The following is a 13,524-nucleotide window of genomic DNA, read 5'->3' as shown; positions in this document are numbered from 1 at the left end:
TTGATTTTATTTAAAATGAGAAAGGAAAAAAAATTGTTTGTTAGGAGAGAGCCATGAAATTGATTTCGGCAAGCTTGCGACGCTTTAGTTTAGCTGTGTTGACAATCCTTTTAGTTGTTAGCAGCTTTGCAGTTTTTACTCCCAGCGCTTCGGCTGAAACATACCAGGTGAAATTGGGTACTGATAAAGGACTGCTAGCATTTGAACCGAAAAAGTTGACAATTAAACCAGGTGACACAATTGAATGGGTAAACAATAAAGTTCCTCCCCACAACGTTGTGTTTGATCCTGCCAAAAACCCTTCCAAGAATGCCGATTTAGCAAAATCTCTTTCTCATAAGAAATTGCTGATGAGTGCTGGTCAAAAAGAAACAACCACTTTCGCCGCAGACGCACCTGCTGGTGACTACACCTTTTATTGCGAACCTCACCGTGGTGCTGGTATGGTTGGTACAATCACTGTCCAAGGCTAGAAACGTCCTCGTTGACAGAAGATGATTTCTCTGTGTGAAATTACCTCATAGCAACACGCCACGCTCCTAGAGTGACGCACAAAATGGATAAATGGCGGTAACGAGTCTTCTCGTCCCCTAAAACGCTAAACAATCTGTAGCGATTGAGGGATGAATTCGTTACCGCCAATTTTGATCAAATTTGACTTAATCAGGGATTAATCACGTTTATACTCTTGCTGGAGGCTTGTTGCGAGGAAATTTTCTTGAGAATACTTTTATTAATCTTAATGATAGCGATCGCTCTATTCAAATTGACATTCATTAGTCCAGCACTAGCTGCCGAAACATCCAACGGTGCTAAAATTTTCGAGGCTAACTGCGCTTCTTGCCATATAGGTGGCGGTAATATCCTTATTAGCCAGAAAACCTTGAAAAAGGAAGCATTGTCAAAATACCTAGAAAATTATAATAGTGACTCAATCGAGGCGATTATCCACCAAGTGCAAAATGGTAAAAATGCTATGCCTGCCTTTAAAGGAAAGTTAAGTGCTGAAGAGATCCTGGATGTAGCTGCTTACGTTTTTCAGAATGCAGAACAAGGCTGGTAAGCTAGCTCTCAATTGTATGGAATATAGATTGCTCTTACGGGCACAGCAATACTCATACCTGTCAACTTAGAGCCAAAGTGAATAAAACTCGCGGCTACACAAACTTAACCACAGGAAGCAGGCTAAGGAAAATTTGAAACCCACGGAAGTGGGTTTTATTTGTTTTGTGTATAGATGCGGTTTATAACCGCCCTTTCAACTGATTAATCCCAAATCACCAGCAAGTGATTATTTTTCTGGATTAGACTTGTCTCTGTTTTCCTTGACTTCACGTAACCGTTCTACTAATTTTTTATCCGATTCAGTAGAGGGTGTGACCTGAATCTTATTGACTCTCGGTAGCACTAAGGGTTCCGAGGTATTAGCTACCGATGAAGGTGTGAGGCTATTTCTGATTTGCAATTCAGATAATGGTTTGGGGGTAGCTGCGGGTGTTAACACAGGCTGATTGCCATTAACTCGCGGTGCAGCTAATGGTTTAAGAATACTTGTTGATGAAGGTGCAATCTGGTTATTTCTGATTCGCAAATCGGGAAATGGCTTAGAAGTAGCTGCTGGTAAAGGGATAAGCTGATTGTTATTGATTCCCGGTGTAGATAATGGAGTAGTCCCAGTGCTGTTGCTAGTACTGTTTTGGAAATTTAGGTTAAATGGATAGGAACTGACCCGTTTATCTCCCTTTGGGGATTGCTTGTTGAAGTATTCCCTAGCTTTTAATTGCAATTCCGGGGAAACTAGCTTGTCTTGAAACCTGATATCTAAGACCTTACCATCAGGGTCTACCACTAATACACCCAAAACAGAGCCTTGAAGATTTGGCTTATCTGTGGGTAATGTTTGGCGAATGACTGGTTTTTGTTCTGCGTTGGGGTATTGTTGCTGAACTTCTTTTCTCAGGTTTGCGTATGAATCTAGCTGTGCAATTGCCAACTCAGTCCCTTTTCCAGAAAAATCAGGTGCTTGTGACGTGGTTCCCCTAATTAGGGTTAAGCTATCCCCAGCCCTTGGAGCTTGTTTTAAAGAATTTATGAGTTGGTTTTGAGCCATAGGCTTAGACGCATTATTAACCGGCTGCGTTATTTGCGGAGTGATATTTCCCTGTACTGGTGTAATAAGGTTAGTGTTGGAGGGGTTCTGAGATTGAGCATTTTGCAGAATATCATTAGGTATTTGCTGCGACTGCAATACTGGCAACCTATTTACATCTAACGGCTTAGATGCCTCGTATTTGGTATCAGTGACATTTACACGAGGAACTGATGGAGTAAATTTGGGGCTGCTATTGAATTTAGAGTTGTCAAATTTAGAAGCATCAAATCGCAAATTATCACTAGGAATCATCCGCAAAGACTGTCTTGTAGGCAATGAGGAGACTCGATAGTTATTCGATGATGGGGGTAGCGGAGGCAGTACTAGTTGGCTGCCGGATGGTGGTGCTGCCAATGGGGGCAATCCAGCTTGGGCGCTAAAGTTAGACGCAGAAAGTGGCGCTATTGGAGGAAGTTGTTGTAAACCAATTTTGGGGGTGCTTTCTGGCAAACGACTTTGATCCGCTTGGCTCAATTCCAAAAGCCCGACGCTTTTTGATGATGCTGTATCTTTGGGTTTGCTAGAATCCATAGGCATCAATGGCACAATCATAGCGATCGCACCGTGGATGCCAAGAGAAGCAATGGCTGCTATCCCAATTGGCTGGCTTAAGAGTTCTGGTATATTTTTAAACAAGGAGACGTAAGACATAGTTGTTATCGTTCACTCGGCTCAGTTGCAGTTGACTAACGATTTTCTCTTCCCGACTATATTGCAATATTTTGCAATATATGCGTCCCTCTAAGGAAATAATAATTTCCTCTCATGGCAATGAAAACGCCAAAATTGCCATTTATTCAGGTTTGTAATTGTTTAATAACGCTGGTTCATATCTTCAAATTTGAGCTTGCTAAAGAGATATTTGAAAAATTACTACTTTTGATTTGTTATTTTTATGACGCACACAATTAAAATTAATATCTGGGATATTTATTAAAGTTTAAGTCAAGATACAAGTCTGAGTACATCAAAACATCTGCTGAAGTCGCCTTGTTTTTTTACGCTTTTCCAGTCAACTAGGCTTCTGTAACAGATGGCACATTTGCTTGTCCGAGACTAGTGCCTATGTGAGAATAGTACCACATCAGCAGCTCCGAAAACTGTTGTAAATTGTACAATTTTATTGAAATTCTGTCCTAAACACCACCAAGGCTATTTGGGTTTTTATAAAAGGAGTTCAGTTGGGCGATCGCAATTATAGCTTTTGATTTTTGACTACTTCTTTGTAAAAAAGTTTCAAACCCTCAATCATTGCATCAAAAATTTAAAATGCCGTTACCGACAGTTATTGTACCGGGATATCTAGAAAGCGCGATCGCTTACCGCCAACTAGAACAATCCTTACAGCAGTTAAATTTTCCCACGGTTACAGTCCCACTGCGACGGCGCGACTGGCTACCCACTATTGGCGGAAGACCTGTAACACCGATTCTACAAAAACTCGACCTGACAATCAAGCACACATTGGAGCAATATAATGTTACCCAAATTAACTTAATTGGTCACTCAGCCGGAGGTTGGATATCCCGCATCTACATGGGAGAAAAGCCTTATATGGTAGGCAGTAACGCTAAACCCTCGCTTTGGAAAGCGCATCCTTTGGTTGCGACTCTCATAACCTTGGGTACACCCCATATTAGCCAAGAACGCTGGACACGCTCAAATCTAGATTTTGTTAGTAATAACTACCCAGGAGCTTTTTACAAAAACGTTCGTTACGTTTGTGTGGCTGGCAAAACTATCTTTGGGGAAAGGCGGCGTGGTAGCTGGTTAGCTTACAGTAGTTACCAATTAACCTGTGGTAAGGGCAACACTTGGGGAGATGGCATCACACCAATTGAAGCTGCTCACCTGGAGGGCGCAGAAAATCTGGTAATTGAAGGTGTGAGACATTCTCCGAGAAGTCCTGGAATGTGGTATGGCTCACCAGAACCCTTAAAAGCTTGGGTGCAATATTTGATTTAACTAATTAGGATTTACGTAAAACTACACGGTGTAGGGGCAATACCCTGCTGGAAGCCGCTTCTCTACGAGACGCTTTGCGAATGCGTCTACATGAATTGCCTCTACCAGAGAATCATGGTTTGGGCTATTAGCCTCAGCCTTAAGTCTGAGGCAGGCTGGTTAACTTATCAGAAATATTAAAAAAATTTATTTTTCTTTGAGAAGTGCAACATCTATTAATATTTCTTAGTTAAAATTAGAAGAGAATAAATACCTAGTTAAGAACAGGAGGGGTGAGCTATGCAAAGCACCCAGTTCGATAGGATTATGCGACGAATAGCAACGATATTGTCAGTCGTGATTCTGACTTTGTGCTTAATTTATGTTTCTACGGGAGTTTTGCTTTCTTTTTACTATGAACCGACAGCAGGCGGTGCTTATAACTCCTTAAAGATGATTAATACACAAGTGCCATACGGGTGGTTGTTTTGGAGAGCGCATAACATTGCTGGTAACGCGGTAATTGCGATCGCTCTGATTCAAATTGTGGTGATGTTTTTAAGTCGCCAATTCCGCAAGAGTTGGCTGACTGCTTGGATTAGCGGGATTTTGTTGACCTTAAGTGCGATCGGGCTGGACTGGACAGCGATGATCCTAGATTGGACTCAGGAAGGATACTGGCGTTTTAACATTGAATTGGGAACCATCGAAGCTATTCCTTTTATTGGTGGACAACTGCGCGAAATCCTAACTGGGGGTGGAGCGATTAATACAGTTACTGTCGAACACCTTTACACAATACATAGTTATCTCATTTCGGTGGCAACGCTAATTCTTGCCATAGTACATTTATCTGCTTTACTGTGGCAGGAATGGGAAATGTATCAAGAAGCGCCAAAGCCAGAAATTGGTAATTTGCAACAACCACCAGAAGGCGAATTTATTTCTTCCCAAAGCTCATAAAGAGTCAAAGAAGAGGAGAAGGGGGCAGAGGGCAGGAGAGGCAGGGAGGAGAAGCCCCTAAATTTATTTATGGGCTTGATCTTGGATGCATTATTTCTTGTATTATGCATCTTGAAATAAATATTTAACATTAGAGTTGTCGGGAAATAAAAGATAAGTGAGGCAATGCTGGTCTTGTAATTGGGATTCTCTTAAGCAGCCATCAAGTAGAAGTTCCATAATCCTGCTGCGGTCAGCATCAAATGGTCATCAAAGTTTTCAATCCGATTACGATAAATGACACTGGCGGCGTTGTAGCGCTTCACACCAGCAAAGGCATTTTCGCAAACTACACGGGATTGACTCAATTGACGATTCTCCGTTTTTTGAAGGTCACTTAACTTGCCCCCTTTGGGCTTTTTGTGAGGAAGATGGAGATTGTCATACTGCTTCTGTAATCCCTGAAAGCCCGAGTCTACTTCAATCGGAATTTCATCAGGCACACTACCTGCAATGTCATCTTCGTCATGAAAACGTTTGTCATGCAGTTTGCCTTCTCGTGCTTTGCTTAAGATCAAGACCCGTTTGGTTTCATCAACTGCCGCCAAGTGTTTACGCGTATGACGTTTCTTTTTACCGGAGTAATTCTGTTGTTGTTGTTCTCTTTCTTGAGGTCGCGCAATTGGGCGTTCTGTCCCATCAATCATCACTCGTTGCACTCCTGGAAAGCGTGACAAAAATGCTTCAATGCTTTCGAGATGGCGTTCCGGCAGCGCCATCTTCTGTCCCAAAGCCGCTTCTAATATTGGCTGCAATCGATGCATCCACTCATGTGCCTGGGAGCGATGCATATCAAAGAGCAGTCCCGCCACATCGAAGGTCGGATAACATTTGAAATAGAAAAGGATGAAAAACAATTTGTCTTGGGCTGTAAGTAAGCGGGCTTTGCGTCCTCCACCCAGGCCACGTTGACGAGGCTTGGCCTGTTGAGTATCTAGGTACATCGTGGTAAACGTGGGCAAAAGGGCATCAAATGCTTTCCGGTTCAACCCAGTTAATGCCCTCAACAGTCGGTCTTGCTTCAGCGCACCTTCAATATTCAGCATCATTCTTCCCTACCACTGCTGTCTATTCTCTCTTATTTCCCGACAAGTCTATTAAGCATAAATAGATTTATTTCCTTTGAAACCCTCTATTGCTGGGTGGGAAATTACAGCATATTCTCCCCTGCCTCCCCTGCTCCCCTGCCCCTCTCCCTCATCCCCCAGGAGCCTCACTAGTGGAAAGTTGAGATAATTGGGCGAGGGATAGGTCTTCAACCTCCGCTAACTTTTCTAGAGAGAGGGGAGTGGATTGGGTAGCACCAGATAAACGTTTTAAAAGGCTAGGTCTGGGGTCATGCAATAGGTAAATAATGCGATCGCCAATTTCCCAATCTTGGTTAACTGGCATTACCTGTAAGCGTTCTTCTCGTTCTACCAATAAGGGTATCAACACCCCAGTCCGAATCTTTTCTTGAATGCGATCGCACTGAGTGGAAAATTCCAACTCATTTAGCGTAGTTGTCCCCAGTTTGACTCGCCCATCATTTAAATATTCATTCCAAGTTTTAATCGCTAAGTCTGAGATAAAAGCTTGATTAACTTTATTACTAACCGAAATACTTGCTTGCGGATCGCGGGGGAAAACAGCTAAAACGCGCGGCGGCTTAAATTCCTCGGCTGCTCGTTGAGCCAAAACAAAATTCACCTCGCCATTACTTGTCATCGCCAAAAAAGTCCCCATCGAAGCAAGTCCCGCCTCTTCCAATACAGCAGCATCTAACCCACTGCTGGCAATCACTCGCAGATTTTGCGCCTCAGCTTGAACAAGACATTCGGGGTCAGTATCAATCATGACCACATTTTCTCCCCGTTCTTGAAAGAATCGGGCAATCAAAAGACTCAATGGATTACAACCCACAATCACTACCCCAGTTACGTCCTTGGAGGTGATTTGCAACCATTTGGCAACCCAGCCAGCTGTTAGCCCTTGGCAGACAACAGTCATGATAATTGTCAGGAAGACTAAAGCTTTAATGGAATCACCACCGTTAATGCCACGCTGAGTAAGGGAAATTGCAAAAAAAGAAGCTACAGAAGCCGCAACAATTCCTCTCGGAGCAACCCAGCTTAAAAATAGTTTCTGTCGCCAATTTAAGTCACTGTTCCAGGTACACAACAGGATATTAATCGGGCGAACGATAAACATTAATACCAAAACAGTGAATAAACTACCCCAGCCCAAAGCAAACACACTGGCAATAGATAGATCGGCAGCTAATAAGATAAATAGCACCGATACGCTGAGAATTGTTAGCTGACCCTTAAAGCTTCGTAACAGTCGTTCTTCTGGGACAGAGGAGTTAGCAAAGACTGCTCCTGCAACAACTGTCGTCATAACTCCCGATTCACTGCGGATCATCTGCGATAAGGTAAACAAGCTCCAAAGTATCGCCAACACCACTAAGTTTTTTAGCTCAAATGACAGAAAGCTGGCACGTTTGAAAATCAAGCTCATCAGATAACCGCCAGCACCACCAATTGCTGCACCAACACCCAGGCGTATTAATAAACCGACGATCGCATTAATTGGATCGGCATCGCCGTTCAAAATCGTATCGAGGACAACGAAGGCGAGAATCGCTCCTACAGGGTCAATTAAAATCCCTTCGCCTTCTAAAAGTGTTGCTACTTGCCGATCTACATTGATTTGTTTGAGCAAAGGGCCAACGACGGTTGGGCCTGTCACCACAATGATGGAAGCATAGAGAAAAGCTATATTCCAAGGAAATTCACCCAGCCAGTGAGCAGCCATACTGCCACCAAGCAGTGTAATTAGCGTTCCGAGAGTGACGAGCAATTGTAAGCTGACTGAAACTCTGCCCAACTCTCGCAGATCCAAATTAAGTCCGCCTTCAAACAAAATTATTGCAGTTGCTAGGGCGACAATAACTTCCACTCCAGTGCCTAACAAATGGGGATGCAATAGCCCTATGCCATCAGAGCCAAACAATATGCCTAACAGCAATAACAAGACGATGCTAGGTATGCGAAAGTATGCAGCCAGCACTTGAGCGCTAATGCCTGCAAAAACAGCGATCGCCATCTGTAGGGTAATTTCAAAAGATGCTTCCATGTTTTAGATTTTGAGCGATTTCTTTCAAAATCTTTGGTAAAAAATCGTAGATATTAACTCTACAGGGTACAACATCATACCCTTTTGTCCCTTGCAGAATTTACCGTTTTTTCTATCTGAGCTTCTCTCGAAGTTCCCAGCGCCAGATGCTGATACAGCCTGCGGCTTCCCACAGGAGCTTCTACGAAATTCTTTTTTTGTCTCCATCTCTTTGTATCCTTTTCAAGCTTTAGCCACCACCCAGTTTAGCTGCCAAAAACTTTTTTTCGCAAAAGCTGTTGACAACAGCCAGGAAATTGGTTATTTTATAAAAGGTCTGAGTCCGATGCCCCCATCGTCTAGAGGCCTAGGACACCTCCCTTTCACGGAGGTAACGGGGATTCGAATTCCCCTGGGGGTACTTAAAAAAGTAGAAGCGTGTCTTTCTACAAGTTAATAAATCTAAACGAGCGTTCAAAATAATTTTGAACGCTCGTTTAGTTATATATACGGTTGTTTGTTGGCTAACTCTTCTACACGTTGGTGAATAGCAACAAGATTCAACCGTAGGTCTTTACTCAGGCGGTTTTCAATGATTCCCACTGGCATGGTGAGTTTAGGCCAAACTTGAATTGTGTAGCAAAGATTTGTTCCTATATACTCACCAAGGGAATAAGGCTCTAAACACCAGCTACCAGAAAAACCTTTAAAATCTCCCTCTACCATCCGAAAATTAATTTCTCTGGGGAAGCATTCTTCCAAATCCAGAACCACCCGCGCCGAAAAGTTGAAATTTAGTAAGCGCTGAGAGCCTACTTGCTCTAGTCTAATTCCACCGTTGGGATGCTCGATTAGACGACTCTTGGCGAGATTGGGGAGAAAGTCAGGCAAGGCTTCATAATCTGTCAGAACCTTCCAAATTTTTTCCACTGGTTGGGGGATTTGGACTTTGGCACTGATTTGTCGCTGTCGCTCTGCTATTTTCTGAATTTGAACTTCTACCTTAGCTGCCAAAGCGACTATATCAGCAGTAAAATCTCCTTCAAGGTTGGTGTCATCACTAGGAGACTGAAAATCAAGGTTCTCTGTTGAGTTCTGTTCTTTAGTCACGTTCAGAATTATGGTTTGCTTTCGTCAGAAAATTGCGGCAGAGTCAGGGTGAAGCAAATTTCGCTCTGTTCAGAATCCGAGATTGGGAGACTCTCAACTGCGATCGCTCCATTCAAATGCTGCACTAAAGACTTGACTAGAGCAAGTCCCAAGCCAGTCCCTGGAGTCCAACGCCCTTTTCCACGACGGAATTTGTCAAAGATGTAGGTTGCTTCTTCTTGGGAGATGGCGTGTCCTGTATTCGTCACCTTTATGATAACTTGATCGATTTGTTGATCGACTCGGTGAACAGCTTCTAAATGAACGTTGGTATCATGCTGTGAGTATTTACAGGCATTAGTTAACAACTCTTGCAGGATGCGGTCAAAACTCTCCAGTTCCGTTTGCAGTTTTAGCGATTCCTCTGGTAAATCTACAGAAATCTTTAATCCCTTCTCTGCGAGTTTCTTCTCAAAAGCTACTGTTATATCCTGAATTCTAGTATTTAAATCTATAGATTCTAATTGTGGAGCTTCGTGAGGCGACTCTAGTTTCTGGAGTGTCAACAAGTCATTAATCAAGTTGATTTCCTTTGTGCATTCCTGCTCTAGGATATCCATGTATCTAATTTGACGCTCTGGTGCAATTCCTGGCAAACGTAAGTTCCGAATGGACATCAGCATATTTGTCAAAGGATAGCGCAAGCGATCGCTCATATTGCTCAAAAATTCATCTTTGAGTTCATTGAGTTTCCGCAGCTGCTCTACATATTGCCGGGTTCTTTCATGCAACTTTGCCTGGAGTTCTAGACTACTCTGGAGTTTCGCTGTCCGCTCATCTACCAAAGTTTGTACTTGGCGCAATGTCTGTGACTGAATTATGGCGTTACTTACTTGAGCGCAAACCATTTCCACAAGATTTAATTCGGCTGCTTGCCAACTGCGAGTGGTCGCTTGCTGTAGCACCAAAAATCCTAAGATTTTACCTTGACTTTCTAATGGCACTAATAAGACGGCAGGCAATTGCTCTATTGCAAATAATGGAGCAGCTCCCGGGGTATCATTTTGCTCTGTATAGTTATCGAAGATTACTGCTTTTCCAGAATCTATGAAGGGACGCTGACATAAACCACACTCCGAAACCAAGAAGGACTGCTGATCTAAAGTTTCTGGTTTAGTAGTGCGGGAAATTTGTGTTGCCTTCGCCCATTCACCAACCACTCTAGCTTTCGCTTTCGGAATTTGTTTTTTACCTTGAGTCCTAAATAGTGGATCGGTATATTTTAGTAGTATAAGTAAACCTCGATCTGCCTGTAGAGATTCAGCAGTAGAGGCGATAACTAACTGGAGCATTTGATTAAGCTCCAAGTTACTGCGACTCAATAATGTTAATTGCTTGATCAAGCTTTGATACTGATCGCCTTTTTGCAGATACTGTTGTTGATGAGTAATTAGTTTAGCTTGCGCCACTTGAGAAAAAGCGATCGCACAAGCAGACTCTACTTCTTTGAGCAGTTGTTTTTCTGATTCACTCCAATCATAAGGTTGGAATTTAATCAGACTAATTACCCCATTATTATTTCCACTAAATCTGGTGGGAATTGCCAAAACAGCTTTTATGGGTAGGGGTAAATACTGACAGCCAATTACCAGACTCTTCTGAATGATGGAAATATCTTCAATAGTCAATGGTTCAGCAGCACATTGCAGCACTGGCGAGTGCATAAGCAATTGTTCCATCGAAAACATTTCTTCTGGATGTGGCAACCCGAGATATTGATCGGCACACCAATTCATAGTAGTTGCTTCGTCGGATGTTTCACCCGTTACTGAAACTAAGCAGCAACAATCTACTTCAAAAGCAGTTCCTAGCAATTGGGCAATATCTTGCAACATCAAAGCCGTAGCTGAGGTATTGGCAATGATTTGGTTAATCTTTTGTACCAACTGGTGGGCAGTTTCTTCCTGATGCTGCATCAGCTTGACTTTGTAAGTTTGTAGTCGATCTATGTCATCTACGTACTCTGTCGGCGACCATAAAGGCTTTTTCATTCTTGGCACGCCCTCGGATAATAAATCCATTGTTTTTGCACCCAACCCATTGGCATATTCTTCACCGTTAGTTGTGTTGCGACACCTTGATAATTGACAAATCTTATATGAATACTTTCTCTCACCTGTTATAGCCCTTTTCTATGGCAGATGGCCAAGTTGCTGCTATATAAAGCAAATTGCTACATAGGTAGTGAGATACTTAGGATATTCTAAAATGACCCAGCCTGATTATTTTTGGCTGCTTTATCTTCTTTATATTGAGATAATTAACTAACTTTGATTTAGAATATCCTGTCTGTAAGTATACATAAACCGTAATTTCTCTGGAATCCTAGGAAAATCCCCCAGTCATGACCGTAAAAACACTGGATTGATTTTAAGATTTTTGTAAAATTTTGTTTTTATTTTAGTCCTTTAAGCAGCTATCCTTTGCTCTGTGTTGCTTTCAATCAAATATAACTAAGCCAGAGCGTTAAACCAATTTTGGATTTTGGATTTTGCATTGAAACAGACTAATCGCTTAGCTCAGAGCGGGGCATGAACCAAAAAATCTAAAATATAAAATTTGTATTCCCTCAGAATTTACTTTTATTAAGCTACAAATCTTAACAATAAATCTTACTTATTCGAGAAAATAAAGCTAAATACTGAATGCAGCCCAATTATTCAGTAATAAGACTTACGTACTGAAAAGCTGAAACCTCGTTTGCGTAGCCCCACTACCCTTTAACAAACGCCAATTGCTCAACTTGGGTATCCCTAAGTTGAGCAATTGGTTTCCCTTAAACAGGGGGTATCTTAATATCCCCCTATTTAAGGGGGTTGGAGGATCTCTTGTACGTCAGCCCTAAATAAAATAACTAGGCTGCATTGCCTGAATTAAGACTATCCAGCCAAACTCTCGACACTTAGAGGAACCATATCGCCATTTCTCGTCAGTCCTAACAGCATTGGTTCTTGGGGTTGAATTAGTTGACCTGTTAGTACACAACGTTCTTCTTGCTGGGCTGTGGCTGCTATGCTAGCTCGAATGTCCGCTCGGGAAAATCGAGGCTTCCATTCACCTGATTTTTGTTGGACATAATTCCAAAGAATATCTCGAATCAGAGCTTGATATCCCTGATTTCCAGCTATTTCTTTGAGCTTGTCTTTGAGTTCTCGCTCTAGGCGGATGCTGGTAACTTCCATATCGGTGGTTGGGGTGCGGGCGATCGTATGCATCACTATTTCTCCTTGAAACTATAGACAGGATAGTAATACAAGTGTAGTATGTTTAAAGGAATGTTCAATAGGTGAAATTTTCTGTGAAATCCATTTTCCCCATCTCTACTTCAATTTTGTGCGCTACCAATTGCCGAGCCAGTTGGGAATCAGCTGCTATGGAAGTGGAGTATTTATTTATGGGCGATGGTAGCCGAAATTATGGGCAAATCACAGAGGGTAATTATGATTTTAGACATCTCAGCATAAGTGGGTTGATTGCGAAACCACAACTAGATGAAGAAAGCGGGGGGTACAGGCAAAGAAATGCTGTACCAATATGAGACCAGAGAGTTTTCCGGTCAATTCTAACCCCCGCTTCACCCAAACAGGAAGCGGGGGTTTTTTTATAAGGAGTGAAGCTGTGACGATATCTTCTCTGCGAGATGCTACGCAAACAATGCGCGGCGCAAACGCAATGCAAGTGTTAGAGCAATCTGTGGTGGTGTTTTCTCAAAATTACTTGCCACTATGTCGGATCAATATCAAGCGGGCGATCGTGCTGTTAGTAACCAACAAAGCTCAACCGTTAGGTTTGACCACAGAAGCCGGATGGCGAGTTCACTCACCCAACTTGGTAATTGAAGTGCCAAAACATATTCGCTTAACGATCGCTTCTAATGAGCGGATGTGGAAAGTTCCGCCAGTCAATCGGCGGGAAGTTTTACGGCGAGATCATCACAGTTGCCAATATTGCGGTAGCGGCAAGCATCTAACACTAGATCATGTGATGCCGCGTTCTAAAGGCGGTTCTCACACTTGGGATAACGTAGTCACAGCTTGTGAGAGATGTAACTCCCGTAAAGGCGATCGCACCCTGTTTGAATCTGGTATGCAATTACGTACCAAACCAAAAGCGCCAATTCACCCCGCGATTTCTTTTGCCGAACAGTTTTGGATAGATATGCAAGCAAGCCTGGAATAGCA

12 protein-coding genes and 1 tRNA gene are annotated in these 13,524 nt (G+C 42.6%); 7 read left to right on the top strand and 6 right to left on the bottom strand.

The annotated features are described in order from the left end of the window. Nucleotides 1-53 precede the first annotated feature (53 nt). Both petE and petJ read left to right on the top strand, forming a co-directional pair. Nucleotides 54-473 carry a plastocyanin gene (petE, locus tag NPUN_RS14195; protein WP_012409315.1) on the top strand — a complete coding sequence of 140 codons (420 nt, stop codon included), beginning with the start codon at nt 54-56 and terminating at the stop codon, nt 471-473. A 245-nt stretch (nt 474-718) separates the two neighbouring features. Further along, entirely contained in the window at nt 719-1,063 is a 345-nt protein-coding gene (petJ, locus tag NPUN_RS14190) for a cytochrome c6 PetJ (protein WP_041565403.1), read from the top strand. 228 nt (nt 1,064-1,291) lie between these two features. On the opposite strand, the gene NPUN_RS14185 is transcribed toward petJ, so the two are convergent. Beyond that, the gene (locus NPUN_RS14185) at nt 1,292-2,803 is read right to left on the bottom strand and encodes a hypothetical protein (protein WP_012409313.1); all 1,512 of its coding nucleotides are present in this window, start codon (nt 2,801-2,803) and stop codon (nt 1,292-1,294) included. 618 nt (nt 2,804-3,421) lie between these two features. Here NPUN_RS14185 and NPUN_RS14180 point away from each other — a divergent pair. Together NPUN_RS14180 and NPUN_RS14175 are read left to right on the top strand one after the other, a co-directional pair. Beyond that, nucleotides 3,422-4,117: an esterase/lipase family protein gene (locus tag NPUN_RS14180; protein ID WP_012409312.1), complete on the top strand. Its 696-nt coding sequence runs from the start codon at nt 3,422-3,424 to the stop codon at nt 4,115-4,117. A gap of 279 nt (nt 4,118-4,396) precedes the next feature. Continuing rightward, nucleotides 4,397-5,059: a cytochrome b N-terminal domain-containing protein gene (locus NPUN_RS14175; protein WP_012409311.1), complete on the top strand. Its 663-nt coding sequence runs from the start codon at nt 4,397-4,399 to the stop codon at nt 5,057-5,059. A 191-nt stretch (nt 5,060-5,250) separates the two neighbouring features. Here NPUN_RS14175 and NPUN_RS14170 read toward each other — a convergent pair whose 3' ends face one another. Further along, nucleotides 5,251-6,147: a transposase gene (locus tag NPUN_RS14170; protein ID WP_234710955.1), complete on the bottom strand. Its 897-nt coding sequence runs from the start codon at nt 6,145-6,147 to the stop codon at nt 5,251-5,253. Nucleotides 6,148-6,295: 148 nt separating this feature from the next. Continuing rightward, on the bottom strand, nt 6,296-8,215 hold the full coding sequence (locus tag NPUN_RS14165; RefSeq protein WP_012409310.1) for a cation:proton antiporter: 1,920 nt from the start codon (nt 8,213-8,215) through the stop codon (nt 6,296-6,298). A 327-nt stretch (nt 8,216-8,542) separates the two neighbouring features. On the opposite strand from NPUN_RS14165, the gene NPUN_RS14155 reads away from it, so the two are divergent. After that, nucleotides 8,543-8,615 (top strand) — tRNA-Glu (locus tag NPUN_RS14155). Between the two features lie 80 nt (nt 8,616-8,695). Here the strand turns inward: NPUN_RS14155 and NPUN_RS14150 are convergent. From NPUN_RS14150 to NPUN_RS14140, 3 genes are all read right to left on the bottom strand, one after another. Next, the gene (locus NPUN_RS14150) at nt 8,696-9,304 is read right to left on the bottom strand and encodes an SRPBCC family protein (RefSeq protein ID WP_012409309.1); all 609 of its coding nucleotides are present in this window, start codon (nt 9,302-9,304) and stop codon (nt 8,696-8,698) included. Between the two features lie 8 nt (nt 9,305-9,312). Beyond that, nucleotides 9,313-11,334 (bottom strand): sensor histidine kinase, encoded by a 2,022-nt coding sequence (locus NPUN_RS14145; protein ID WP_041566144.1) that lies wholly within the window; start codon nt 11,332-11,334, stop codon nt 9,313-9,315. A gap of 888 nt (nt 11,335-12,222) precedes the next feature. Beyond that, complete coding sequence (locus NPUN_RS14140; RefSeq protein WP_012409307.1) at nt 12,223-12,558, bottom strand: ribbon-helix-helix domain-containing protein; 336 nt, start codon at nt 12,556-12,558, stop codon at nt 12,223-12,225. 71 nt (nt 12,559-12,629) lie between these two features. Between NPUN_RS14140 and NPUN_RS14135 the strand changes: the two genes are divergently transcribed. Further along, nucleotides 12,630-12,881 (top strand): hypothetical protein, encoded by a 252-nt coding sequence (locus NPUN_RS14135; RefSeq protein ID WP_012409306.1) that lies wholly within the window; start codon nt 12,630-12,632, stop codon nt 12,879-12,881. Between the two features lie 134 nt (nt 12,882-13,015). Continuing rightward, on the top strand, nt 13,016-13,522 hold the full coding sequence (locus tag NPUN_RS14130) for an HNH endonuclease (protein WP_086000624.1): 507 nt from the start codon (nt 13,016-13,018) through the stop codon (nt 13,520-13,522). Nucleotides 13,523-13,524 lie beyond the last annotated feature (2 nt).

The organism is Nostoc punctiforme PCC 73102, assembly GCF_000020025.1.
Classification (GTDB): domain Bacteria; phylum Cyanobacteriota; class Cyanobacteriia; order Cyanobacteriales; family Nostocaceae; genus Nostoc; species Nostoc punctiforme.
Note: the sequence above shows the minus strand (reverse complement) of the source record. Positions and strands in the feature narration are given on the sequence as shown.